Annotated in this window: 19 protein-coding genes, 2 tRNA genes, 1 other RNA gene and 1 CRISPR repeat array; of the genes, 18 read left to right on the forward strand and 4 right to left on the reverse strand. The window is 67.7% G+C overall.

What is annotated here, in order from left to right; genetic code table 11:
• Window positions 1-2: 2 nt before the first annotated feature.
• The 8 genes from cas7c to FX134_RS00555 all read left to right on the forward strand — a co-directional run bounded on the left by cas7c (window position 3) and on the right by FX134_RS00555 (window position 9,352).
• A complete protein-coding gene (gene cas7c, locus FX134_RS00520; RefSeq protein WP_080797041.1) occupies window positions 3-908 on the forward strand; it encodes a type I-C CRISPR-associated protein Cas7/Csd2 in 906 nt (301 codons plus the stop codon).
• Window positions 909-911: 3 nt separating this feature from the next.
• Window positions 912-1,535, forward strand: a complete 624-nt coding sequence (cas4, locus tag FX134_RS00525) for a CRISPR-associated protein Cas4 (RefSeq protein WP_080797042.1) — start codon at window positions 912-914, stop codon at window positions 1,533-1,535.
• Window positions 1,532-2,557 (forward strand): type I-C CRISPR-associated endonuclease Cas1c, encoded by a 1,026-nt coding sequence (gene cas1c, locus FX134_RS00530; protein ID WP_080797043.1) that lies wholly within the window; start codon window positions 1,532-1,534, stop codon window positions 2,555-2,557. Before cas4 ends, cas1c begins: the two co-directional genes overlap by 4 nt.
• A 2-nt stretch (window positions 2,558-2,559) precedes the next feature.
• Window positions 2,560-2,850, forward strand: a complete 291-nt coding sequence (gene cas2, locus FX134_RS00535) for a CRISPR-associated endonuclease Cas2 (protein WP_080797044.1) — start codon at window positions 2,560-2,562, stop codon at window positions 2,848-2,850.
• 184 nt (window positions 2,851-3,034) lie between these two features.
• A CRISPR array of direct repeats spans window positions 3,035-6,854; the repeat unit is 32 nt; unit sequence GTCGAGCCCCTCGCGGGCTCGCGGGTTGAAAC.
• 377 nt (window positions 6,855-7,231) lie between these two features.
• Complete coding sequence (locus FX134_RS00540; RefSeq protein WP_080797045.1) at window positions 7,232-8,008, forward strand: plasmid pRiA4b ORF-3 family protein; 777 nt, start codon at window positions 7,232-7,234, stop codon at window positions 8,006-8,008.
• Window positions 8,009-8,011: 3 nt separating this feature from the next.
• Window positions 8,012-8,467 (forward strand): YhcH/YjgK/YiaL family protein, encoded by a 456-nt coding sequence (locus FX134_RS00545; RefSeq protein ID WP_080797046.1) that lies wholly within the window; start codon window positions 8,012-8,014, stop codon window positions 8,465-8,467.
• 4 nt (window positions 8,468-8,471) lie between these two features.
• Window positions 8,472-8,807, forward strand: coding sequence for a GIY-YIG nuclease family protein (locus tag FX134_RS00550; protein ID WP_080797047.1), 336 nt, complete (start codon window positions 8,472-8,474; stop codon window positions 8,805-8,807).
• Complete coding sequence (locus FX134_RS00555; RefSeq protein WP_080797048.1) at window positions 8,804-9,352, forward strand: hypothetical protein; 549 nt, start codon at window positions 8,804-8,806, stop codon at window positions 9,350-9,352. The genes FX134_RS00550 and FX134_RS00555 overlap by 4 nt, the downstream gene beginning before the upstream one ends.
• On the opposite strand, the gene FX134_RS00560 is transcribed toward FX134_RS00555, so the two are convergent.
• Window positions 9,349-11,694, reverse strand: a complete 2,346-nt coding sequence (locus FX134_RS00560; protein WP_080797049.1) for a bifunctional alpha,alpha-trehalose-phosphate synthase (UDP-forming)/trehalose-phosphatase — start codon at window positions 11,692-11,694, stop codon at window positions 9,349-9,351. The genes FX134_RS00555 and FX134_RS00560 overlap by 4 nt on opposite strands.
• Window positions 11,695-11,901: 207 nt before the next feature.
• On the opposite strand from FX134_RS00560, the gene FX134_RS00565 reads away from it, so the two are divergent.
• The 6 genes from FX134_RS00565 to FX134_RS00590 all read left to right on the forward strand — a co-directional run bounded on the left by FX134_RS00565 (window position 11,902) and on the right by FX134_RS00590 (window position 17,083).
• Complete coding sequence (locus FX134_RS00565) at window positions 11,902-12,183, forward strand: hypothetical protein (protein ID WP_080797050.1); 282 nt, start codon at window positions 11,902-11,904, stop codon at window positions 12,181-12,183.
• Window positions 12,184-12,374: 191 nt separating this feature from the next.
• Window positions 12,375-13,538 carry a M42 family metallopeptidase gene (locus tag FX134_RS00570; protein ID WP_080797051.1) on the forward strand — a complete coding sequence of 388 codons (1,164 nt, stop codon included), beginning with the start codon at window positions 12,375-12,377 and terminating at the stop codon, window positions 13,536-13,538.
• A 6-nt stretch (window positions 13,539-13,544) separates the two neighbouring features.
• Complete coding sequence (smpB, locus tag FX134_RS00575; RefSeq protein ID WP_080797052.1) at window positions 13,545-14,009, forward strand: SsrA-binding protein SmpB; 465 nt, start codon at window positions 13,545-13,547, stop codon at window positions 14,007-14,009.
• A gap of 50 nt (window positions 14,010-14,059) precedes the next feature.
• Window positions 14,060-14,734, forward strand: a complete 675-nt coding sequence (locus tag FX134_RS00580; RefSeq protein WP_080797053.1) for a hypothetical protein — start codon at window positions 14,060-14,062, stop codon at window positions 14,732-14,734.
• A 114-nt stretch (window positions 14,735-14,848) separates the two neighbouring features.
• Window positions 14,849-15,217: a transfer-messenger RNA gene (gene ssrA, locus FX134_RS00585) on the forward strand.
• 207 nt (window positions 15,218-15,424) lie between these two features.
• On the forward strand, window positions 15,425-17,083 hold the full coding sequence (locus FX134_RS00590; RefSeq protein WP_232050795.1) for a L,D-transpeptidase family protein: 1,659 nt from the start codon (window positions 15,425-15,427) through the stop codon (window positions 17,081-17,083).
• A gap of 17 nt (window positions 17,084-17,100) precedes the next feature.
• Here the strand turns inward: FX134_RS00590 and ybaK are convergent, their stop codons facing one another.
• Both ybaK and FX134_RS00600 read right to left on the reverse strand, forming a co-directional pair.
• Window positions 17,101-17,586, reverse strand: coding sequence for a Cys-tRNA(Pro) deacylase (gene ybaK / locus FX134_RS00595; protein ID WP_080797054.1), 486 nt, complete (start codon window positions 17,584-17,586; stop codon window positions 17,101-17,103).
• A gap of 1 nt (window position 17,587) precedes the next feature.
• Window positions 17,588-18,202: a flavodoxin family protein gene (locus tag FX134_RS00600; protein ID WP_080797055.1), complete on the reverse strand. Its 615-nt coding sequence runs from the start codon at window positions 18,200-18,202 to the stop codon at window positions 17,588-17,590.
• A gap of 148 nt (window positions 18,203-18,350) precedes the next feature.
• Here FX134_RS00600 and murI point away from each other — a divergent pair, with 148 nt between their 5' ends.
• From murI to FX134_RS00615, 3 genes are all read left to right on the forward strand, one after another.
• On the forward strand, window positions 18,351-19,232 hold the full coding sequence (gene murI / locus FX134_RS00605) for a glutamate racemase (protein WP_087881587.1): 882 nt from the start codon (window positions 18,351-18,353) through the stop codon (window positions 19,230-19,232).
• A 29-nt stretch (window positions 19,233-19,261) separates the two neighbouring features.
• Window positions 19,262-19,855: an RdgB/HAM1 family non-canonical purine NTP pyrophosphatase gene (rdgB, locus tag FX134_RS00610; protein ID WP_080797057.1), complete on the forward strand. Its 594-nt coding sequence runs from the start codon at window positions 19,262-19,264 to the stop codon at window positions 19,853-19,855.
• A 327-nt stretch (window positions 19,856-20,182) separates the two neighbouring features.
• Window positions 20,183-20,259, forward strand: a tRNA-Pro gene (locus tag FX134_RS00615).
• A 7-nt stretch (window positions 20,260-20,266) separates the two neighbouring features.
• On the opposite strand, the gene ligD is transcribed toward FX134_RS00615, so the two are convergent.
• Window positions 20,267-22,693 carry a DNA ligase D gene (ligD, locus tag FX134_RS00620; protein WP_080797059.1) on the reverse strand — a complete coding sequence of 809 codons (2,427 nt, stop codon included), beginning with the start codon at window positions 22,691-22,693 and terminating at the stop codon, window positions 20,267-20,269.
• A 95-nt stretch (window positions 22,694-22,788) separates the two neighbouring features.
• Between ligD and FX134_RS00625 the strand changes: the two genes are divergently transcribed.
• Window positions 22,789-22,862: transfer RNA gene (locus tag FX134_RS00625), tRNA-Gly, on the forward strand.
• Window positions 22,863-23,129 lie beyond the last annotated feature (267 nt).

Below are 23,129 nucleotides of genomic sequence, written 5' to 3' on the forward strand. Positions count from 1 at the left end.
CCATGGCAGAGCCCATCAAGAACCGCTACGACTTCGTCTTCTTCTTCGACGTGAAGAACGGAAACCCCAACGGCGACCCGGATGCCGGCAACATGCCGCGCATCGACCCCGACACGAGCCGCGGCATCGTATCGGACGTGTGCCTCAAGCGCAAGATCCGCAACTACGTCGACCTGGTGAAAGGCGAGGAGATCGACGACCCCGACGTGGCCGAGGGCGAGCTCGGGTACAAGATCTACGTGCAGGAGGCGGCCGTGCTCAACGACCGCAACCGTAAGGCATACGTGCATTACGATATGAAGTCCACGCCGAAGAAGCTGCCGAAGGCCAAGGAAGACCAGCTCAAGGTCACGAAGTTCATGTGCGACAACTTCTATGACATCCGCACGTTCGGCGCGGTCATGACCACGGACGTGAACTGCGGACAGGTGCGCGGCCCCATCCAGCTGTGCTTCGCCGAGTCTATCGACCCGGTGCTGCCTCTTGAGATGAGCATCACGCGCATGGCCGTGACCAACGAGAAGGACGCCGAGAAGGAGAAGACTATGGGGCGCAAGCAGTACGTGCCTTATGGGCTGTACCGGGCTGAAGGCTTCATCTCCGCGGCGCTCGCCGAGAAGACCGGGTTCTCGCAGGACGACCTCGACCTGTTCTTCGAGGCGCTGATGAATATGTTCGAGAACGACCGCAGCGCCGCGCGCGGGCTCATGACCTCGCGCAAGCTGTTCGCGTTCAAACACGAGAGCAAGTTGGGGAACGCGCCGGCGCACTGCCTGTTTGACACCGTGTCGGTGAAGCGACTCATCGAGGACGGCGCGGAGGCCCGCGCGTTCTCGGACTACAAGATCGTCATCGATGAAGCTGCGATTCCCGGCGAGGTGGAGCTGCTGAAGTTTCCCGACGAGTAGCCGATGTACGCCGATGACGAGCTGCTGCCGCTATCGGGGCTGCAGCACATCGCATACTGCGAGCGGCAATGGGCGCTGATCCACCTCGAGCAGATATGGGACGAGAGCTACGACACGGTGCGCGGCGAGTTGTTCCACGGGCGGGTGCACTTGGAAGGTTACTCCGCGTCGAAGGGGGTCAGGTCCGAGCGGGGGTATCGGCTTGTGAGCCGCAACCTCGGTATATCAGGCATCGCTGATGTCGTGGAGTTCGCCGCGGACTGCGATGGTGTCGAGGCGGCGGTGCGACCCGTCGAGTATAAGGTGGGGAAACCAAAGATCGAGGAGTGGGATCGCATCCAGGTGTGCGCGCAAGCTCTGTGCCTGGAGGAGATGCTCGGATGCGCCGTAGGGCAGGGCAACCTGTTCTACGGCGCCACCCGTCGCCGTGAGCGCGTCGTGCTCGACGATGCCTTGCGCGAGCGCGTCGCGGGGCTGGCGCGCCGCATGCACGAGCTCTTCGACCGGGGCGAGACGCCTCGCGCCGTGCGCGGCCCTAAGTGCCGTCGATGCTCGCTGGCCGACTCCTGCCTCCCCGAGACGTTCGACCATGATGCCGCATCGTATTGGAAGGAGGCCGGGTTTTGAAGAAGCTCCTCAACACGCTCTACGTGACGAATCCCGAGGCGTACGTGTGCAAGGGCGACGACGCGCTTGTGGTGCGCGTGGATGGCGAGAAGGCGCTGCAGCTGCCGTTCCACCTCCTAGAGGGAATCGTCATGTTCGGGTATCTTGGCTGCTCGCCTGCCGTTCTGGGGGCCTGCGCCGAGCGGGGGATCACCATCTCGTTCTTGGACGATGCTGGGCGGTTTCTCGCGCGGGTCGAGGGGCCGGTCTCGGGAAACGTGCTTCTTCGGCGCGCTCAGTACCGAGCCTCCGACGATCCCGCTGCCGCCCTGCGCCTCGCGCAGCGGTTCGTGGCGGCCAAGATCCGCAATGCCCGGACCGTCCTTCAGCGTTGCAGACGCGATTATCCCGAAGATGTGGACGAAGCCTTCGACGAGGCTATCGAGGCGCTCAGGATTCACGAGAATGGAGCATTCTCGACGGTCGACGCCGACGAGCTGAGGGGAATCGAGGGCGATGCGGCGCACCGGTACTTCGCCGTGTTCGACCGGTTGCTGAGGGCAGGGGACGGGTTCGCGTTCTCGGGGCGCACGAGGCGGCCGCCTCGGGATCCGGTGAACGCCCTGCTGTCGTTTTTCTACTCGCTGCTGGCACGCGAGGTGGCAAGCGCGTGCGAGACGGTCGGGCTCGATCCACAGGTGGGTTTCTTCCATCGTGACCGGCCGGGGAGGGCGAGCCTTGCGCTGGACGCCATGGAAGAGCTGCGGGCGTGGTACGTCGATCGCTTCGTCGTCTCCCTGATCAATCGGCGACAGGTGAGTGAGGCCGATTTCTCTTCGAGCGAGGCTTCGGGCGTCATCTTGACTGACGCGGCCCGCAAGAACGCGCTCGGCCTGTGGCAGCAGCGCAAGCAGGAGCAGGTCATGCACCCTTATCTGAAGGAGAAGGTGCCGGTGGGACTCGTGCCATTTCTGCAGGTCCAGCTGCTGGCGCGCCACTTGCGCGGCGATTTGGACGATTACCCGGCGTTTCTCTGGAGGTGACGATGTACGTGCTGGTGACATACGATGTGGAGACGGCGAGTTCGCAGGGGGCTCGCCGACTGCGCCGCGTGGCGAAGATCTGCGTGCAGTACGGGCAGCGCGTGCAAAACTCAGTGTTCGAATGTTCGCTCGATCCGGCGCAGTTCGAGACGATGAAACACGAGCTAATGAAAGCAGCTGACCTAACTCGCGATAGCCTAAGGTTTTATAATCTTGGGAAGAACTGGAAGCGAAAAGTGGAGCACGTGGGAGCAAAGGAAGCGTACGACCCCGAAGGGTTTCTATGCGTGTGAACGGCGCTATGCACCTTGACAACGGAAGAGCTTTGATGCGCGAACCTCAAGTGCTGGCACGCCATTCAGGAGGTTCGCGCAGGAATTCACGGGGTAAACTAGCAGTAGGTGGCATCAGGGAATGACATATCTCTTGAAAATGAAAAATGTAGTCGGAATATACAGAAATATGCATATTCTGACAGTCGAGCCCCTCGCGGGCTCGCGGGTTGAAACACGTTCGAGGACGGCGACCGCTCGATCATGCGTGTCGAGCCCCTCGCGGGCTCGCGGGTTGAAACGTCTGTCGTCTCGATGAAGGCCCCTGACGAGGTGCGTCGAGCCCCTCGCGGGCTCGCGGGTTGAAACTCATCCATCGAGAAGAGGAGGACGCATGGAGAACGTCGAGCCCCTCGCGGGCTCGCGGGTTGAAACTCATCGAGCATGTCGCCGGAGGCGTGCCGGTGGGGTCGAGCCCCTCGCGGGCTCGCGGGTTGAAACGCGGCCCATGGGTCCGGGCTCTACAAGATCACCGTCGAGCCCCTCGCGGGCTCGCGGGTTGAAACCGAAGCTTGGGAGCTCCTCCCACTTTCCCGCGACGGTCGAGCCCCTCGCGGGCTCGCGGGTTGAAACGATATAGGCCGCGAACGCATCGGCGAACAGCTCGTCGAGCCCCTCGCGGCCTCGCGGGTTGAAACGTCATCCGGCACCGCCGCCGCGCTTGCGGCGAGGTCGAGCCCCTCGCGGGCTCGCGGGTTGAAACGGCGCTATCGTCGCCATCGGCATCATCCTCAAGGTCGAGCCCCTCGCGGGCTCGCGGGTTGAAACTGCGTGCATGTCGTCTATCTGCTCTCCCTGCGCTCGGTCGAGCCCCTCGCGGGCTCGCGGGTTGAAACTCGCTGACGGCCGAGGCGTCGATCCGCCGATGGCTGTCGAGCCCCTCGCGGGCTCGCGGGTTGAAACCGTACACGTAGCCGCCGCTGTTTGCGGAGGTGTGTCGAGCCCCTCGCGGGCTCGCGGGTTGAAACGAGATAGGAAACAGACACATCGTTTATGTGGTACGTCGAGCCTCTCGCGGGCTCGCGGGTTGAAACAAGCAACGATGCGTCAAAGTCGAGCGGCACGCCAAGTCGAGCCCCTCGCGGGCTCGCGGGTTGAAACACCGAGCAGGACTGGCGGTCGCTGATGTGCGTCGGGTCGAGCCCCTCGCGGGCTCGCGGGTTGAAACAACTCCATGCTGCTCCTGACGGCCGTCATGCAGGTCGAGCCCCTCGCGGGCTCGCGGGTTGAAACAACCCCGCCAACGACGACGTGAAGTACGAGCCGAAGGTCGAGCCCCTCGCGGGCTCGCGGGTTGAAACTCGGCAAGGTCGTCTATCGCGTCGAAGCCGCCGGTCGAGCCCCTCGCGGGCTCGCGGGTTGAAACGAAAGATAAAGCGAAAGATGAAGAGCTAGATACAAGTCGAGCCCCTCGCGGGCTCGCGGGTTGAAACTATCCGGGCCTCGGATAATTACGTTCTCACTTATGGTCGAGCCCCTCGCGGGCTCGCGGGTTGAAACTGCATGACCTCGGTGGGAAGCGCCCCGCGCCCTAGTCGAGCCCCTCGCGGGCTCGCGGGTTGAAACGTTGACGGTATGGCCGAGGCCGGCGCGGACGTGCTGTCGAGCCCCTCGCGGGCTCGCGGGTTGAAACAGGGCCAAGTGATCGCATGGAGTACGTCATTGCTGTCGAGCCCCTCGCGGGCTCGCGGGTTGAAACCACTCCACCTTGACGGCCTTGGCCTTGTTGCCGGCGTCGAGCCCCTCGCGGGCTCGCGGGTTGAAACGGTAGCCCAGTACAGCGCAACGGCGACGGATACAGGTCGAGCCCCTCGCGGGCTCGCGGGTTGAAACCCTTCCGTGGGGACATGGGCGACGATCCGAAAGAGTCGAGCCCCTCGCGGGCTCGCGGGTTGAAACCCTCGACGGCGCGCCCGCCCGCGTCGGCTCCCTCGTCGAGCCCCTCGCGGGCTCGCGGGTTGAAACCTGGCATCCCTCGGAACCGGCCTCACCGGCCTGGCGTCGAGCCCCTCGCGGGCTCGCGGGTTGAAACAGCTGATCTAGGGATGCGTGCGTGCTGTTGCCGCAGGTCGAGCCCCTCGCGGGCTCGCGGGTTGAAACCGCTTTGAGCGAACGACACGCTGAATATGTCAAGGTCGAGCCCCTCGCGGGCTCGCGGGTTGAAACTCCAGCCGCATGCGGTACTCGGCCTCGATGTCGGTCGAGCCCCTCGCGGGCTCGCGGGTTGAAACATTGCCGGGAACGTCATCGAAAGTATCGAACTGGCCGTCGAGCCCCTCGCGGGCTCGCGGGTTGAAACAAACACCACGAGCGCTTGCCCGGCGAGCCACGAAGTCGAGCCCCTCGCGGGCTCGCGGGTTGAAACTTGTCGCTGGCCTTGGTCGCGATCTCGCTCGGCGTCGAGCCCCTCGCGGGCTCGCGGGTTGAAACCCGATCCTTATACTGGCGTGCTCCAGGAGGTTGGTCGAGCCCCTCGCGGGCTCGCGGGTTGAAACAAGGGCGACAAGGGCGAGAAGGTCAAGCAAGCTCGGTCGAGCCCCTCGCGGGCTCGCGGGTTGAAACGTCAACACGCGCGCCGTCCCACGCTGCGTCGTTGGGTCGAGCCCCTCGCGGGCTCGCGGGTTGAAACTATCACACGTGTCTTTACTAGTGAGACTGCGGCGTCGAGCCCCTCGCGGGCTCGCGGGTTGAAACATGGGCAGGACGGCGACGATGGACTTCTCGGATGTCGAGCCCCTCGCGGGCTCGCGGGTTGAAACGTGCCGGGAATGTAGGACGTGCGCGACCATGCCGAGGTCGAGCCCCTCGCGGGCTCGCGGGTTGAAACTCAGATACGCCCATCAAACACCACCTTTCGTTAAAGTCGAGCCCCTCGCGGGCTCGCGGGTTGAAACATGATGTGCGCTCGCATCGCCATCATCTCACCGTGTCGAGCCCCTCGCGGGCTCGCGGGTTGAAACGCCTCGGCGACCTCGATTAAGTCATCAATCACGGTCGAGCCCCTCGCGGGCTCGCGGGTTGAAACTGAGGAACTCGGACGGCACGGTGCTCGCCGAGTACGTCGAGCCCCTCGCGGGCTCGCGGGTTGAAACCCACTCCCGTTGCTGCTTCGGTGTTGGCGTAAACGTCGAGCCCCTCGCGGGCTCGCGGGTTGAAACATGCTTCGCACCTACTCGCCGTTATACCCAAGGCGCGTCGAGCCCCTCGCGGGCTCGCGGGTTGAAACACCCCCTCCAAATCGAGCGGCATCGCCGAAGTGACGTCGAGCCCCTCGCGGGCTCGCGGGTTGAAACACGCGTCTCGAAGAGCAGTCCTGCTTGCATCTCAGTCGAGCCCCTCGCGGGCTCGCGGGTTGAAACACGCCCGGATCGGTCTACCAGACGCTCTACGCGGTCGAGCCCCTCGCGGGCTCGCGGGTTGAAACGCAGAAGGTCGAGGAAGCGGTAGAGGACGTCAATGTCGAGCCCCTCGCGGGCTCGCGGGTTGAAACACGAGTGCAAATGTAGGCGTCTCGCACTTGGTCGGTCGAGCCCCTCGCGGGCTCGCGGGTTGAAACATGGGGACGCCGAGGTGACGGCCTAGCCGTTTGGGTCGAGCCCCTCGCGGGCTCGCGGGTTGAAACCTCTCGGCCCACTCGCTGGCCTCCTCGGAGCGACAGTCGAGCCCCTCGCGGGCTCGCGGGTTGAAACTTCGACCGTCCCGCCCCGTACATGCCCAACAGCGGTCGAGCCCCTCGCGGGCTCGCGGGTTGAAACTATCCGGGCTTCAATCCTCCTTATTCCGGAATGGTCGAGCCCCTCGCGGGCTCGCGGGTTGAAACGCTGAGCCGGAGCCCGTTGTCCCTCGGCTTCTCGTCGAGCCCCTCGCGGGCTCGCGGGTTGAAACGACGTGGAGGCCGAGACGACCGAGGCCGCCACGCGTCGAGCACCTCGCGTCGAGCCCCTCGCGGGCTCGCGGGTTGATATTTGGCGAACTCCATATCACCGCGCTTGACCTGGTTGTAGAGTCCTCATGGGCTCGCCGACTGAAGCGCGATATGCATTTCAGCCTTGCGCCGGTCATTACGTTGAACCCTCGCGAACTCGCTGGTTGGAAGAGGCTGTGCCGAAAGCTCCGAAACGCAAGTCCGCCATGGGGTCGCCAGAAACATCATGGCGGAGCCGCATCAACGATTCGGCGGAGCTCCGGCCTTTCGCGCTCGCCGGCCGCTTCTTCGCGAAAGGCTGCGGGTTGATTCGAGAAACGAGATCCTTCCCGTCGTCCGCCAAAGTCCTTTCTCGCGGACGTTGCGCTTGGAAACCTGCTACACTTACCCGGATCATCAACGGAAGGGAGGCCGCCCATGGCTGCCAAGATCATCGAATTCCCCGGTGCCGACGTGCCCGGCTCCGATCGCGACATCATGCTCTACCAGGTGAAAGCCACCATCCTCGAATCCGAGCCGCCCATCTGGCGCAGGCTTTTGGTTCCCGTCGCCGTCGACATGGACGCGCTCCACGAATTCCTCGCGCGCTCCTTCGGGTGGGCCGGCTACCACCTGTACACCTTCGAGAAAGACGGCATGTCCTACGACGCGCCGCAGCTCTGCGACGAGCTCGCCGCATCGCCCGCGCTCAACGGCGCGCACCGCGACGCGTCGAAGGCGGGCATCGGCGAAACGCTGAGCGTGGGCGACTCCCTCGTCTACACCTACGACCTGGGCGACAATTGGGAAGTCGCCGTCGAGGTGGAGGACGAGGTGTCCGCCGAGGAGGCGTTCGTCCCGTTCCTCCCCGTGTGTCTTGACGGCGAGCGCCACGCCCCGCTCGAGGACTCGGGAGGCATGGGCGGCTACGAGGACCTGTGCCGCACCCTCGCCGATCCGAAGGATCCCGGCTACCGCGACGCGTGCGACTGGGCCGGCTACGACGACGGCGCGGACTTCGACCCGGAGTTCTTCGACATCCTCGGCCTCAACGAGCAGTTCGCCTACGACATGGTCGACGCGATGGAAGACGACTTTTTGCCCGAGGACCCCGACGAGCTCAAAGAGCTGTGCAAGGACCTTCTGGCGCAGCAGATGGTCATGGTGGTGGGCCTGTCGATGGACGGCGTGGCGGGCGAAGACGACGAGGCGTAGCCCATGCTCGCATCGACGATCGGCCACGTCGCCGACAACGACTACCTCTCCGCGCGCTTCAAGTCCGCCTTCGCGTTCCTGAAGCGCGCGGATCTCGCCTCTCTGCCGCTCGGGCGCGTCGACATCGATGGCGACGAGGTGTTCGCGAACGTCCAGGAGTACGCCACCGTCCCCGCCGGCGAGAAGCTCATGGAGGCCCATCGGCGCTACTACGACGTCCAGTTCGTCGTCTCAGGCGAAGAGGTCATGGAGTACGCGCCGCTCGAAGGCCTGGCCGCGGCGCAGCCGTTCGACGAAGGGAGCGACTTCGGGCTGTACCTTCCGCCCGACCGGCCCTCCTCGATCGTGCTGCGCGCGGGGGACGTGGCCGTGCTCGCGCCCGAGGACGCGCACAAGCCGGGATGCGCCCTCGCCGCGCCGGCCCGCGTGCGCAAGGTGGTCGTGAAGGTGCGCGCGTAATCGCATGGCCCCGCAGGATCCACAGGCCTCGTTCTACCTCTACGTGCTCGAATGCGCCGACGGCACCTGGTACACCGGCTATACCGTGGACGTCGAGGAGCGCGTGCGGGCCCACAACGCCGGCGAGGGCGCGAAGTACACGCGCGGACGCACGCCCGCCACGCTCGTTGCGTCGGCCCGGTTCGCCTCGAAGCACGAGGCCATGAGCGCGGAGTACCGCTTCAAGCGCCTCACGCGCCGCCAGAAGGAACGCCTCGTGCGCCGTGCCGCCGACGAGCCGTTCGAGCAGGTCCTGCGCGCCCTCATGCCCGACGCGGAAGAAGGGGAGGGGCCCCGATGACCGCCGACGGCGCTGCCAACGTCACCCGCCTCGCGCGCCTGCTCGAGCTCGAAGCCGGCCGTCTGCGGCCCCATCGCCTGGCCGACCTCCTGTCGCATTTGTTGGGCGACCGCATCCAGGTGGGCGACGCGTCCCGCTACCTGTTCGCGCACGCGCGCCGCCAGGGCTACGACCTCCCGCCGTACCCGCTCGCCGGCTGCGGCGAGATCCGCGAGTTCTTCGCGGACGAGGGGGTGCGCAGCGTTCCCGAATGGTACGGCCGAAAGCTCGGCGTGGACGGACCCGCCTACGAGGCGCTGCCGTCCCAGACCATCCTCGTCGCGCGCGACCGCGAGAACCGCCGCAAGGCGCTCCTCCTCGACGGCATCCGCTACCGCGACGCCGCCGCGTTCCAGAACCTCGCCGACAGCGGCCTGGCCCGCACGTTCTCCGAGGACGACCTCGACGCGCTCCTCGGCCTCGTCCTCGCGTTCCTCCTAGGCGAGCTCCCCGACGGCCCCTTCGCTCCCGAAGGCCCGGTCGCGCTCGTGTCCCGCACGTTCTAGCGGGCCCGCGCCAGCGCCTCCAGAAGCTCGCGCATCTCGCGGCAGTCCCGCAGCGCGAACCGCGCGCGGGTCGGCCCGCCGCCCACCTTCACCGTCCAGGCCTGATCGGGCGCGGCCTCGAACACGTCCTCGTCGGTGCGGTCGTCGCCGGCGGCCAGCAGAAAGCCGTAGGCCGGGTCGCGGAACCACCGGTGGGCCGCGTGCCCCTTGTCCACGCCGCGCGGCCTGATCTCGATCACCTTGTTGCCGTCCATGAGCGAGAGCCCCCGGTCGGCCAGGCCGCCCAGCGCGTTCTTCACCTCGATGACGCGACGTTCGGCCAGCTCCTGGCTGCACATGCGGTAGTGCCACACGAGCGAGTAATCCTTCTCTTCCAGAAGCGATCCCGGCGTGCGGTCGACGAAATCGGCCAGCACGGGCCGCAGCGCGTCCTTCCAGGCGGCGTCGAGCGGCTCCTCCAGCGTCCAGCGGCCCTGCGCGCGGTCGAGGAACCACACGCCGTGCTCGGCCACGAGGTCCACCGGCGCCGCGCCCAGCCATGCCTCCAGCGTGTCGCGGTCGCGCCCGGACACCACCGCCACGTCCGTCCCCTCCGTCGAGCCCAGCCGCGAAAGCAGCTCCAGCAGCCGCTCGTCGGGGGCAACGCGCCCCGGATCGTCGGAGAACGGCATGAGCGTCCCGTCGTAGTCCAGCAGAAGCGCCCGCCTCCGCGCGCCGCCGTACGCCTCGACCAGCCTGCCGGCCGTAGCCGGTCCCAGCAGGCGCGCGCTCATGCCCTCCTGGCGGCGCTTCACCTCGTCAACCGCGCCCAAGAACTCGCGCGCCCACTTGCGCGACGTGTAGCGGGCGAGGCGCTCCTGCATGGGGGCGTTGCGGCGGCGCTGCTCGTCGGGCGGCATCGCGAGGGCCTGCTCCATGGCGCGCACCACGCCCTCGAGGTCGAACGGGTTCACGGTCAGCGCCTCGTGCAGCTCGTAGGACGCGCCGGCCATCTCGGAGAGCACGAGCACGCCGCCCTCGCCGTCGTGGCAGGCCAGGTACTCCTTGCACACCAGGTTCATCCCGTCGCGAAGCGGCGTGACCAGCATGACGTCGCTCGCCACGTACAGGCTCGCCAGCTGGTCGAACGGCAGCGAGCGGTAGTAGTAGTCCACCGGCGTCCAGTCCATCGTGGAGTGCTTGCCGTTCACGAGGCCCACCAGCTCGTCGATGCGCTTCTTGAGGGCGCGGTAGGACTCCACGTTCTCGCGCGACGGCACGGTGACCAGCGCGAGCACCACCTTGCCCTTCCACTCGGGGTGGCGGTCCAGAAACGCGTCGAAGGCGTGCAGCCGGTCGGGGATGCCCTTGGAGTAGTCCAGCCGCTCCACCGACAGCATCACCTTGCAGCCCTCATGCCCCTTCTCCGCGCTGAACTCGGCGGCCGCGCGGCGCACCGAGGGCTTGCGCGCGGCGTCGCGGTAGCGCCCGTAGTCGATCCCTAAGGGGAACGCGTCGGCCTGCACGAGGCGCCCGTCCACCGTGAGCGTGCCGCTCGCGTTCTCGATGCCCGCGATGCGCCGGCAGCTCGACAGGAAGTGCCGCACGTAGTCGTAGGCGTGGAAGCCCAGCAGGTCGGCGCCCAGAAGGCCGCGCACCACCTCCTCGCGCCACGGCAGCATGCGGAACGTCTCGTAGTCGGGGAAGGGGATGTGCAGAAAGAAGCCGATGCGCGCGTCGGGCAGCGCCTCGCGCAGAAGCGACGGCAGCAGCATGAGGTGGTAGTCCTGGATCCACAGCGTGTCGCCCGGCCGCGCCTCGGCGACCACCGCGTCGCGGAAGCGCTCGTTCACGCGCCGGTACGCCTCCCATTCGGCCTCCTCGAAGCGGGTGTTCTGCGGGAAGCCGTGGAAGAGCGGCCACACGGCGGAGTTCGAGAAGCCCTCGTAGTAGCGCTCGGCGTCGTCCTCGTCGAGGAACACCGGCCGGCAGGCGCGCTCGCCGAGGGCTTCCGCGAGCTCCCGCTGCCCCTCGGCGTCGAGCGCGTCGCCCGCGTCCGCCCAGCCGATCCAGAGGTTGCCCGCCTGCTCGTGCAGGGGGCCGAGCCCCGTGGCCAGCCCGCCGACGCTGCGCTCGAACGCGAAGCCGCCCCGTCCGTCGTCCTCGAAGCGGTAGGGGAGGCGGTTCGACACGATGACGAGCCGGCCCTCGCGGCCCTCGCCGTCCATCGTGCGCGCGGCCAGCCGAGGAGCCGCCGCCGCGCCCGCCGCCGGGCGCTCGAAGGCCGCCGCCGGTTCGGGCAGGCGCTCGAGGAGCGCGCTTCTGCCGTCGCGCGCCGCCGTGCTGCTGTAGATCGTGTTCATGGAGTCCGCCTTTGCTGTCCTTTCCTCCCATTGTAGGGAAGCTCCCCGCGCGCCGCCGAAGCGGTAGGGCCCTTGTTGCGCGCCCGTCAGGCCTTCGTGAACCGCGCCGCGCTGCGGTCAATATCTGAACTTCGCGCCCGCCGGCGGGTCCTTGCGGTATGATGCAGGGAAACCGAACCGCTCCCCCCGACGCGCCGAAGGAAGGACATGCAGACCTACATCGCCCATTACCGCTCGCCCGCCGCCGCCGACGTCCGCGGGACGGGCCTGTTCGAGTTCGAGAGCGAGTCGCGCGCCGGCACGAAGGGCAACCTGCGCGACGCGCGCCTGAAGATGCTCGAGCTCTTCGGCAAGGACGCCGTGTCGTGGAACGTCGACCGCGTGGAGCGCAAGAAGGCGGCCGCGCCCGCGTCCGACGGCCAGCTCGAGCTCGACTTCCGCCCGCCCAAGCCCGAGCGCAAGCGCGCGAAGAAGAAGGAGTGGTGGTAGGCCGCCTGCGCCCGTCCGCCGCGCCGCGCGCATCCGCCCGTGAAGTCCCGGTGACGTCCTTTCGTCATCGTGTCCCCCAGGGCGCACTCCGTCCGCGCGAGGCGCTATAATGCTTCGAAACGACAACCGCCGCGCTCCGGGTTCCCGAAGGCCTCGGCGCGCGGCCCCCGATCAGACATCCAGGGAGCATCATGAAGAAGAAGCAGGTCAAATTCCTCAAGCAGCTGCTCGAGACCCCGTCTGCCACCGGCACGGAGATCGCCGTGGCCGAGCTCGTGCGCGAGCGCCTGGCCGGCGCGGCCGACGAGGTGCAGACCAACGTCATGGGATCGGTCCACGCCACGCTGCGCGGCGCCGGCGCGGGCCCGTCGCTCATGCTGTCGGCGCACATGGACGAGATCGGCCTCATGGTCACCTACGTCTCCGACGAGGGGTTCCTCTCGGTGGCGGCCGTCGGCGGCGTGGATGCGGCCATCCTGCCCGGCCTGCGCGTGGACGTGCACGCCTCCAACTCGCTTAAACCCCTGCGCGGCGTGGTGGGCCGCAAGCCCATCCACCTCATCGAGCCCGACGAGCGCAAGAGCGTGACGCCGCTCGACAAGCTGGTCATCGACCTCGGCCTTCCCGCCAAGCAGGTGAAGAAGCTCGTGCGCGTGGGCGATGTGATCACGTTCGGTGTGGGCTTCGAGCGCTTCGGCCGGAACATGGCCGTGTCGCGCGCGTTCGACGACAAGGCCGGCGTGTGGATAGGCACGCGCGTCATGGAGGAGCTCGCGCACGGCGAGCGCCCTGCGGGCGATTTCACGTTCGCGGCCACCGTGCAGGAGGAGATCGGCGTGCGCGGCGCCGAGACGAGCGCGTATTCCGTGTTCCCCGACGTGGGCCTGGCCTTCGACGTGACGCACGCCACCGACTACCCCGGCATCGACAAGGCCAAGCATGGCAAGATCGTCTGCGGCGAGGGCCCCGTCATCGCGCGCGGCCCCAACATCAACCCCGAGGTGTTCGAGCGCCTGGTGGCCGCCGCCGAGGCCGAGGGCCTGCCGTACCAGATAGAGGCCGAGCCCGGCGTCACCGGCACCGATGCGCGCGCCATCCAGATGGCCCGCGGCGGCGTGCCCACGGGCCTCGTGTCCGTGCCGCTGCGCTACATGCACACGCCCACGGAGGTGGTGTGCCTGGACGACCTCGAGGGCGCGGTCGCCCTCATCGTGCGCTTCGCCCGCGACCTGGGCGAGGACGCCTGCTTCGTGCCCGGCATGGGCGGCTTCTCCTCGCAGGAGGACGACGCCGCCCCAGAGGAGGCGCCCGAGTCCGCCGAGCAGGCGCAGTTCGACGAGACGGGCGTGGAGTAGCCCCTCATGAAACGCGAAGAGAAGACCATCGCCAAGAACAAGAAGGCGCTCCACGAGTACGAGATCCTCGAGACCTACGAGGCGGGCATCGAGCTCACGGGCACCGAGGTGCGCTCGCTGCGCGAGAACCACTGCCAGCTCACCGACTGCTTCGCGCTCATCCGCGACGGCGAGGCGTGGCTGCACAACGTGCACATCCCGCCCTACGTGAACGGCAACATCGCCAACCCCGACCCCGACCGCAAGCGCAAGCTCCTCCTGCACAAGCGCCAGATCAGGCTTCTGCAGGAGCAGGTGAAGGAGAAGGGTATGGCGCTCGTGCCGCTCAAGATGTACTTCAAGGACAACTCGCTCGTGAAGGTGGAGCTGGCCGTCGCCCGCGGCAAGAAGCTCTACGACAAGCGCGCGAGCATGGCCGAGCGCGACTCGCGCCGCGAGGTGGAGCGCGCGCTCAAGGAACGCAGCCGGTAGGACGTGAATCCCGGCGCCGTGCGCGGCGCCCGATGCGAAGGAGGCCTGACATGGGCTTGGACGAAGAGTTTGAGAACATCGAGGACGGCGCCGAAACGGAGGCCGAGCGCATCGACCAGGAGACGGAGCTTCTGGATGTGGAGGAGTTCCAGGACGACGAGGAGTTCGACCCCAACGCCCAGGAGTCCGACCTCGAGGATGCCTACGAGGGCTTCTTCGCCGAGGAAGGCCCCGACGGCGAGGGGGAGACGAGCCCCGAGGGCTACGACGGCGGCCTGGCCGCAGTGGTGGAGCGTGCCGAGGGCATCGATCTGTCCGAGGAAGGCTTCCACCTGGTCGACGGCGACGAGCTGGCCGACGAGGCCGACGAGGCGTCCATCATGGAGCCTTCCGACGAGGACGACGGCTACGAGCTGGTGGAGCTGGAGCTGGACGACGACGACATCGTGCGCTACCTCGAGGACGAGGACGGCGAGGCCATCGGCTTCGTGCTCCTCGAGGACGGCGAGGAGGTCGAGTATTTCTACGTCGAATCCGGCGAGGACGAGGCGGACGCGGACGAGGAGGACAACCCCTACGACCTCGGCATCACGAAGGAGGGCGTCGCCGAGGCCACCCAGGACGTGAACGCCATCTACAAGGACGGCGTTGCTATAGCCGCCGAGCTCAAGGGCGCCTTCGACGACATCAAGAGCGCGCTGGACTTCAGCTTCCTGAAGAAGTAGCCGGCCTGTCGCTTGACAAACGGCGCGCGGCGTATAGAATGGATGTTCGCGAAGCGCCCAGCGCATCGCGAACGCACGTTGAAAAGGTGGGCCTTCGACCCCGCTCGATTTCCTGGGGGCGACTGGTTTCGACATGGTACGTTCGAAATGAGGAGCAGGCCGTGGTCTCCTCGCCACGTTAAACAGGGGTACCGTCAATTTAATTGGCAAAGCTAAGACTCAGAGCGCTCCGGCGCTCGCCATGGCTGCTTAATAGCGCCTGGCTGTCGTCCGCGTGACGTCCCCGACTCGCGGTTCGGCATCAACTTAGGGGAATGCGCTTGAGCACGTAGCCGGTATGGCTCAGGCAAAGATCGAACCGGCTAGGAAGCGCAACGCCTGTCGGCGTGCCGCGCGCGACCGAACGCCGATCGCCGACTAAGCTTGTAGGGCCTCATGGAGAAGGTAGTATGGACCGGAGTTCGATTCTCCGCGCCTCCACCACACAAACGATCGACGCCCCGCCGGGCCAACCGGCGGGGCGTCGCTGCATCCGGGGTTGCCCGCTCGGGTTGCGGAGGCCGCGTGCTTGCGGCGTGGCGATATTGTGGCGTTCGCAACATCGAGGGGGCGCCGGACGTTTTTGTTACCGGGGAAGCACGAGCCCCTTGGTACAATGGAACACGATAATCCGAGCGCATGAGGACGAGTATGACCGAGAACACGCCTGACAACAAGCACGCCCGCCCCGAGGGCGGCGAGCCCGAGGCTCCCCGCATCTCCGTTCCGCCCGTCATCCCTCCGGACGCGACGCGCCCGATGCCGCAGCCGGTGCGGCCGGCCGATCCGAAGGCCGCCGGCAGACGCGCCGCGCATCGCGCCGGCGAGCCCGCCTACGCTCCCGGCGCCCCGATGCGCCCCGTGGCGGCGGGCCACCAGATGGCCATGCCCGACAAGCGCCGCAGCCCCCTCAAGATCGTCGGCATCGTCATCGGCGTGCTCATCGCGCTGCTCCTCGTGGCCTACGTGGGCATCGCCCTGTACTTCACGGGGCGGTTCATGCCCAACACCGCCGTGGGCGAGCGCGACGTGTCGCTCATGTCCTCCTCCGAGGTGGAGGGCCTGCTCGCCGACGCGATGGACGACTACGCGCTTTCTATCGACGGCCAGGGCTTCAGCCTCTCGCTCACCGCGGCGGAGGCCGACATGTTCTTCGACGGAGCGGCGGTCGTGCGCGACATGCTGGCCGACGTGAATCCGTGGAGCTGGCCCCTCGAGCTGGCCAAGCAGCACGACGAGACGGACAAGCTCGTCGCGCGCTACAGCGAATCGGGCCTCGACCAGGCTGTGCGCACGGCCGTGGGCGAGTTCAACGCCTCGGCCGTCCAGCCCGTGGACGCCTCGATCACCTACGATGCGGCTCAGGCCTCCTTCGTCGTGGTGCCCGAGACCGAGGGCACGGCGCTCGATGCCGACAAGGTGGTGAAGGCGGCCGACGAGGCCATCGCCAACCTCGAGCAGAGCGTGACCCTCGACGAGGGCTTCCTGCTTCGGCCCAAGGCGTTCTCCACCGACAAGAAGCTGGTGGGGGCCGCCGAGAAGGCCAACACCATGATCCAGGCCGACCTCGTGCTGCAGATGTCGGGCACGACGGCGGGCGAGGTGAACGCCGACCTCGTGTCGCAGTGGGTGAAGCTCGACGAGAACCTCGACGTCACGCTCGACGAAGGGGCGCTTGCGGCGTGGGTTGACGAGCTGGCCGCCAAGTGCGACACGGTGGGCACGACGCGCGCCTACACGCGCGCCGACGGCAAGGCGCTCACCGTGTCGGGCGGGGTCTACGGCTGGTCGGTCGACCACGACGCGCTGCTCTCGCTCGTGAAGGAGGGCGTGGCCTCGGGCCGCGTCGACACGGTGGACGTGCCCTGCACCACCACCGGCACCGCCTACAACGGCGCGGGCGCGCGCGACTGGGGCAGCCGCTACGTCGATATCGACCTGTCCGAGCAGTACGTGCGCTTCTACGACGACTCCGGCGCGCTCGCCTGGGAGTCGGCGTGCATCACCGGCATCCCCGACGGCGAGCACGACACCCCGAGCGGCGTGTACTGGCTCAACCAGAAGCAAAGCCCCTCGAAGCTCATCGGCTACAACGGCGACACGAAGATCTACGAGACCGAGGTGCAGTACTGGATGCCGTTCGTGGGCAACGCCATCGGCCTGCACGACGCCGAATGGCAGACCGACTTCGGCGGCACGCTCTACGCCGACGGCGCCGGCAGCCACGGCTGCGTCAACCTGCCGCCGTCGAAGGCCGCCGAGCTCTACGCCCTGCTCCAAGGCGGCGACGTGGTGGTCTGCCACTGGTAGGACTTCGTTCCCCCGGCTCACACCACGACGAGGTCGGCGCGCTTGAGTGGCACGATGCGCGCGAGGTCGTCGGGCGCCATCTCCACCTGGCAGCCGATGCGGCCGCCCGAGAACGCGATGCGGTCGTAGAGGTCCGCCGTCTCGTCGATGGCGGTGGGGAAGGCCCGCTTCATGCCGATGGGCGAGCAGCCGCCGTGCACGTAGCCGGTGAGGGGCAGAAGCTCGCGCGACTTCACCATGGCGACGGCCTTCTCGCCCGCCGCGGCCGCGGCCTTCTTGAGGTCGAGTTCGCAGGCCACGGGGATCATGAACACGTAATGCGCGCCCGACTTGCCTTGCGTGACCAGCGTCTTGAACACCCGGTCCTGGTCGAGGCCGAGCAGGCGCGCCACCTCCACGCCCGAGAGCGCCTGCGCGCAGTCGAAGAAGCGCGCCTCGTAGGGAAGCCCCGCCGCGTCCAGCTCGCGCAGGGCGTTCGTCTTCGCGTCGCGGTCGCGCGCCATGCTAGCGGATGAAGCTCGTGGCTATCTTGGGCTCCAGCTCGGGCGCGGGCACGGCGGCCGTCGCCTTCACGAGCCAGGCCAGGTTGCGGCCGAGCACGCGCATGGCCTGGAGCCCCTCCGCGTCCTGGCGCACCTGCTCGGCGCTCTGGCCGTGCACCATGGGCCAGTAGTTCGCCGAGGCCAGCGGCATGCAGTTGAACTGGAAGTATTTGTTCACCTGGTCGATGGCCGGCGTCGTGCCCGCGCGACGCGCCGAGGCCACGGCCGCCGCCGGCTTGAAGCGCAGCCGGGCCGACGCGGCGTAGAACATGCGGTCGAGCACGGCCAGGAGCGCCCCGTTCGCGCCCGCGTAGAACACCGGGGTGCCCACCACCAGGCCGTCGGCCGCCTCCGCCTTGGCGATGAGGCCGTTCACCGCGTCGTCGTCGAAGATGCAGCGGCCCTCGCCGCGCTTGGCGCAGCCGCCGCAGCCGAGGCAGCCTCGCACGGGCTCGCGCCCGATCCAGGCGATCTCGGCCTCCACGCCCTCGGCTTCGAGCGCGCCGGCCACCTCGCTCAGGGCGGTGTAGGTGCAGCGCTTCTCGTTCGGGCTTCCGTTGATCAGCAGGACCTTCATGGGGCATCCTCTCCTTGTGCGGGCGTTTCGTTCGCATCCAGATTAGCAGAAACCGTGGCCGCGCGCGCCCTTTTGCAGACAACCGCCAGAGCTGCGCTATACTGTCCCCATGGAAGAAAACCTGACATTGACCGGCGCGAACGCCGAAATGGACGAGAACGCGGCCCCCTCGTTCGACAACGCGCCCATCGGGGTGTTCGACTCCGGGTTCGGCGGGCTCACCGTGGCGCGCGAGGTGGCCAAGGCGCTGCCGGACGAGTCCATCGTGTACCTGGGCGATTCGGCCCGCTGCCCCTACGGCCCGCGCTCGCTCGAGGAGGTGGACGGGTTCGTGCAGCAGATCGGCGGCTGGCTCGTCGAGCGCGGCGTGAAGCTCATCGTCATCGCCTGCAACACGGCCACGGCGGCCGGCCTCGCGCACGCGCAGCAGACCTTTCCCGTGCCGGTGGTCGGCGTCGTGGAGCCCGGCGCGCGGGCGGCGGTGCATGCCACGAAAAGCCGCCGCGTGGGCGTCATCGCCACGAAGGCCACCGTCGATTCGGGGGCCTACACCTCGGCCATCCGCCACCTCGACGCCGGCATCACCGTGTTCTCCACGGCCACGCCGCGCTTCGTGGAGATCGCCGAGCAGGGGCTGCGCATGGCGGAGGGGCCCATCGAGGACCTCACCTCGCTCGCGTCGAAAGTGTACGTGCGCCCGGCGTTCCAGGAGATCGCGCGCGAGTACCTCGAGCCGCTGCGGCGGTGCGACATCGACACGCTGGTGCTGGGCTGCACGCACTTCCCGCTGCTCAAGGCGCTCATCGGCAGCGTCGTGGGCCGCGAGGTCACGCTCATCTCGTCGGCCAAGGAGGCCGCGCGCGACGTGGCGGCCATCCTCGAGCGCCGCGGGGCGCTTGCGGAGCCGGGGCGTGTGCCGAGCCACGAGTTCTACACCACGGGGGCCGACGTCGAGGAGTTCCGCTCGTTCGGCAGCCGCGTGTTCCGCCTGCCCGTGGACACGGTGGGCCACGTCGATTTCGGCGCGTAGGCGCGCCGCTTATTCAAGAGGAGAAGCCCATGAAGACCGTCGTCATCGCCAGCAACAACGCCCACAAGGCGCGCGAGATCGCCGAGGCACTCGATTTCCCCGGCTGGGAGTTCCGAACATTGCGCGAGCTGGGGATCGAGTCCGACCCGGCCGAGGACGCCGACACCTTCGAGGGCAACGCGCGTATCAAAGCGCAGGCGGCCCGCGAGGCGAGCGGCGGACGCGCCGTGCTCGCCGACGACTCGGGCCTCGAGGTGGACGCGCTCGGCGGCGCGCCCGGCGTGTTCTCGGCCCGCTACGCGGGCGATCCGTGCGACGACGCGGCCAACAACGCGAAGCTGCTCGCCGAGCTGGCCGACGTCCCCGACGAGGGGCGCACGGCGCGGTTCGTCTGCACGCTCGCGTTCATCGACGAGGACGGCGCCGAGACGGTGGCGCGCGGCACCGTGGAGGGCCGCATCGGGCACGAGGGGCGGGGGAGCCACGGCTTCGGCTACGACCCGCTGTTCCTGCCCGACGTGTTCGACGGCGTCCGCACGCTCGCCGAAGCGCTGCCCGAGGAGAAGAACGCCGTCTCCCACCGAGGCAACGCCCTCCGCGAGCTCCGCGCGAAGCTGGCGTAGGAACGCAGTGGGGTTGTGGTGCAGTTTGGCCACGAAATGAGGTGAGTTTGAAATGTCGCAGCCCCAGGAAAGACCTTATCGTCATGATATGAAGAACATGGTTGCGTTCACCGCGCTCGTGGAGGAGCCTTCTGCCCCTGTCACGCTGACGATGGACGGTTATGATTCGTTCGTGGTCGCCCACGTGTTTCGCCAGACGCAGGACTACGTGCGGCTCGTCATGTCGAGAGGGCCCGATTCGCGTGCAAGAGGAGGGCGCTGTCGCCGGATTATGCGTTAAGCGCAGAGTCAGACTTCTGGTATACTGGCTTCTGCTGTTTTCGGCGTCGGGATGTGGCGCAGTCTGGTAGCGCGCCTGCTTTGGGAGCAGGATGTCGCAGGTTCGAATCCTGTCATCCCGACCATTTCCTCTCACCCCCGCAAGGCCTGACGGTGCTCGAAGATGCCCTTCCAGGGGTCTGCGCCGCGCTCGACGCGCTTGAGGGCATCGGCCATGGTGACGGCGTCGGGCGCCACGTCGTCCAGCTCGTCCCAGCTTATCGGCAGCGACACGCGCGCGCCCGTGCGCGCCCGCAGCGAGTAGGGCGCGATGCTCGTGGCGCCCCGGCCGTTGCGCATCCAGTCGATGTACACCTTGCCGGTGCGCTTGGCCAGGCGCACGTTGCTCGTGTAGCGGTCGGGCCACTTCTCGGCCATCGTCTGCGCGATGCGCTTCGCGAAGTCGCGGAACGCGTCCCACGAAGCCTCCGGCTGGAACGGAACGACCACATGGTAGCCCTTGCCGCCGCTCGTCTTGAGGTACGTCTCGAGCCCCAGCTCTTCCAGCAGGCCCTTGAGGTCGCGCGCGCCGCGGCGCACGTGATCGAGCCCGAGGCCCTTGTCCGGGTCGAGGTCGAACACCATGAGGTCGGGCTGCTCAAGCGTCTCCACCCGGCTGCCCCATACGTGGAACTCGAGCGTGTCCATCTGCGCCTCCTCCAGGATGCCGCGTGCGGAGTCCACGTAGAAGTATTCCTCCGGCTCGCCGTCGCTCGACGGCACCTCCACGGTCACGATGCCCGGCGCGTGCGGCGACGGGTGCTTCTTGAAGAAGCAGGCCGATCCGATGCCGCGCGGGCAGCGCACGATGCTCAAGACGCGCCCGCCTGCGAAGGGCAGCATCGCGTCGGCGACGCGCGCGTAGTAGCGCACGACGTCCTCCTTCGTCACGTCGGGGTCGGTGAACAGGAGCTTTCCCGGGCTCGTGATGGTGACGCCGTCCACGACCAGCTCGCTGCTTGTAACCGCCTTCTTCTCGGCCATGCCGTCCTCCGTTTCCTCCCGCCGCACGTCGCGCGGGTCCTTGTCGATGCGCAGCCCCTGGTAGCTCGGGTGGCGCAGCTGGCCGTCGTCGGTCCACTCGGCGAACTTCACCTCGGCCACCAGCTCGGGCTCGAGCCAGAACGACTCCTCGCCCGAGCGCGGCTTCGGCGGGTTCGCGAACGGGGCGTCCGCGCGCTCGAGGCCCTCGAACCTCGCCAGCAGCTCGCGCGCGTCGTCCTCGCCGATGCCCGACCCCACGCGTCCCGCGTAGGCGAGCGCGCCGCCCTCGTAGGCGCCCAGCAGAAGCGCGCTCACGCCGCCGGGCTTCTTGGCCGTGCGGGTGAAGCCGCCCACCACGAACTCCTGGCGGTGGTCGCACTTGAGCTTGATCCAGTCGCCCGTGCGCGCGCCGCGGTAGGGGGAGTCGGCCCGCTTGCCCACCACGCCCTCGAGCCCCAGCTTGCAGGCGGCCTCGAAGCTCTCCTGGCCCCGTCCCTCCACGTGCTCGCTGTAGCGCACCTCGGGCGGCGCGGCCGCGAGCACGCCCGCGAGCAGCTGCTTGCGCTCGGCCAAGGGGCGCGCCCGCAGGTCCTCGCCGTCGAGCGCGAGCAGGTCGAACGCCACGTAGGAGGGATGCTTGCCGGCGGGGTGCTTCAGGAAGCCCTGCAACGCCTGGAAGTCCGACCGACCCTCCTCGTCGGTCACCACGAGCTCGCCGTCGAGCACCGCCGCGCGCCCGCCCGCGAGGTCGGCGAGCGCCGAAGCCACAGAAGGGAAGCGGCCGGTGTAGTCCACCCCGTTGCGGGTGACGAGCCGCGATTCGCCCGCCTCGACGAACGCGACGATGCGGTAGCCGTCGTACTTCACCTCGTAGAGCCAGGTACCCCGCGCAGGCGGCTCGCTCACGAGCTTCGCCAGCTCCACGTCCACCTGGTCGAAGGGGTTGCGCGCCAGCTGCCCGTCGTCGCCCTCGGCGATCTGAGCGCGCGTGCGCCCGGTGGCCACGCTCGTGTCGAGGCCCTCGATGCCCGCAACATCGCGCTCGAGGCCGTCGTGCTCCTTGATGAGCAGCCAGTTCTCGCCGTGCTCCTTCGGCCGGGGCTTCAGGCGCACGAGCACCCAGTCGCCCTTGAGGCGTCGCCCGCGCAGCGCGAACTTGAGCTCGCCGTCTCGCAGCGCCGCGTCAACGTCGCCGTGCGGCTCCCACGTGCCCTCGTCCCACAGCATCACCTCGCCGCCGCCGTACTCGCCCTTCGGGATGGTTCCCTCGAACGTGCGGTAGTCGAGCGGATGGTCCTCCACGTGCACGGCCAGGCGCTTGTCGTGCGGGTTGTACGAGGGGCCCTTGGGAACGGCCCAGCTCAGCAGCACGCCGTCCCATTCGAGTCGCAGGTCGTAGTGCTCGCGTGAGGCCCAGTGGCGGTGCACGACGAACCGCAGCGGCCCGCCGGCAGGTGCGAGGGAGTCGCCGCCCTCCGGCTCAGGGGTTCGCTCGAAGTCGCGTTTCGTGTTGTAGGCGCTCAGCTTCGCGGCCATGGCGGGCACCTCCGTGTCTTCCGCGTTTTGCTTGGATGCTGGGCACATTCTCGCTCGCGCGCGGCCATCTTGCGGTACAATAGCCGACGCGTCACGCGGGTGTGGTTCAATGGTAGAACCTGAGCCTTCCAAGCTCATGACGCGGGTTCGATTCCCGTCACCCGCTCCACCGAATGCGAAAGGGCCGGATCGCCGCAAGCGACCCGGCCCTTCTTCGTGGCGAACCGCCGATTTCTCGCGAAAAGCCCCTCCTCATCCCTTCGCACATCATATATAACTTGCAGCATCATGGACAAAATCGGCCTTCGGGACTGATTTTGTCGCGCTGCCGCCGCTGAAGAATAGAGAAACCCCAGGTGACGAAAAGCCGAGCCAAAGGTGTTGGGCAAAAAATCAGTCCCGAAGGCCGATTTTGTCCATGACTCCCTTTGCCGCT

Source organism: Arabiibacter massiliensis (genome assembly GCF_902386925.1).
GTDB lineage: Bacteria > Actinomycetota > Coriobacteriia > Coriobacteriales > Eggerthellaceae > Arabiibacter > Arabiibacter massiliensis.

Coding starts and splice junctions, on each gene's coding strand:
- cas7c (WP_080797041.1), top strand. CDS start 3: ATGGCAGAGCCCATCAAGAACCGCTACGACTTCGTCTTCTTCTTCGAC.
- cas4 (WP_080797042.1), top strand. CDS start 912: ATGTACGCCGATGACGAGCTGCTGCCGCTATCGGGGCTGCAGCACATC.
- cas2 (WP_080797044.1), top strand. CDS start 2,560: ATGTACGTGCTGGTGACATACGATGTGGAGACGGCGAGTTCGCAGGGG.
- FX134_RS00540 (WP_080797045.1), top strand. CDS start 7,232: ATGGCTGCCAAGATCATCGAATTCCCCGGTGCCGACGTGCCCGGCTCC.
- FX134_RS00545 (WP_080797046.1), top strand. CDS start 8,012: ATGCTCGCATCGACGATCGGCCACGTCGCCGACAACGACTACCTCTCC.
- FX134_RS00550 (WP_080797047.1), top strand. CDS start 8,472: ATGGCCCCGCAGGATCCACAGGCCTCGTTCTACCTCTACGTGCTCGAA.
- FX134_RS00555 (WP_080797048.1), top strand. CDS start 8,804: ATGACCGCCGACGGCGCTGCCAACGTCACCCGCCTCGCGCGCCTGCTC.
- FX134_RS00560 (WP_080797049.1), bottom strand. CDS start 11,694: ATGAACACGATCTACAGCAGCACGGCGGCGCGCGACGGCAGAAGCGCG.
- FX134_RS00565 (WP_080797050.1), top strand. CDS start 11,902: ATGCAGACCTACATCGCCCATTACCGCTCGCCCGCCGCCGCCGACGTC.
- FX134_RS00570 (WP_080797051.1), top strand. CDS start 12,375: ATGAAGAAGAAGCAGGTCAAATTCCTCAAGCAGCTGCTCGAGACCCCG.
- smpB (WP_080797052.1), top strand. CDS start 13,545: ATGAAACGCGAAGAGAAGACCATCGCCAAGAACAAGAAGGCGCTCCAC.
- FX134_RS00580 (WP_080797053.1), top strand. CDS start 14,060: ATGGGCTTGGACGAAGAGTTTGAGAACATCGAGGACGGCGCCGAAACG.
- FX134_RS00590 (WP_232050795.1), top strand. CDS start 15,425: ATGACCGAGAACACGCCTGACAACAAGCACGCCCGCCCCGAGGGCGGC.
- ybaK (WP_080797054.1), bottom strand. CDS start 17,586: ATGGCGCGCGACCGCGACGCGAAGACGAACGCCCTGCGCGAGCTGGAC.
- FX134_RS00600 (WP_080797055.1), bottom strand. CDS start 18,202: ATGAAGGTCCTGCTGATCAACGGAAGCCCGAACGAGAAGCGCTGCACC.
- murI (WP_087881587.1), top strand. CDS start 18,351: ATGGACGAGAACGCGGCCCCCTCGTTCGACAACGCGCCCATCGGGGTG.
- rdgB (WP_080797057.1), top strand. CDS start 19,262: ATGAAGACCGTCGTCATCGCCAGCAACAACGCCCACAAGGCGCGCGAG.
- ligD (WP_080797059.1), bottom strand. CDS start 22,693: ATGGCCGCGAAGCTGAGCGCCTACAACACGAAACGCGACTTCGAGCGA.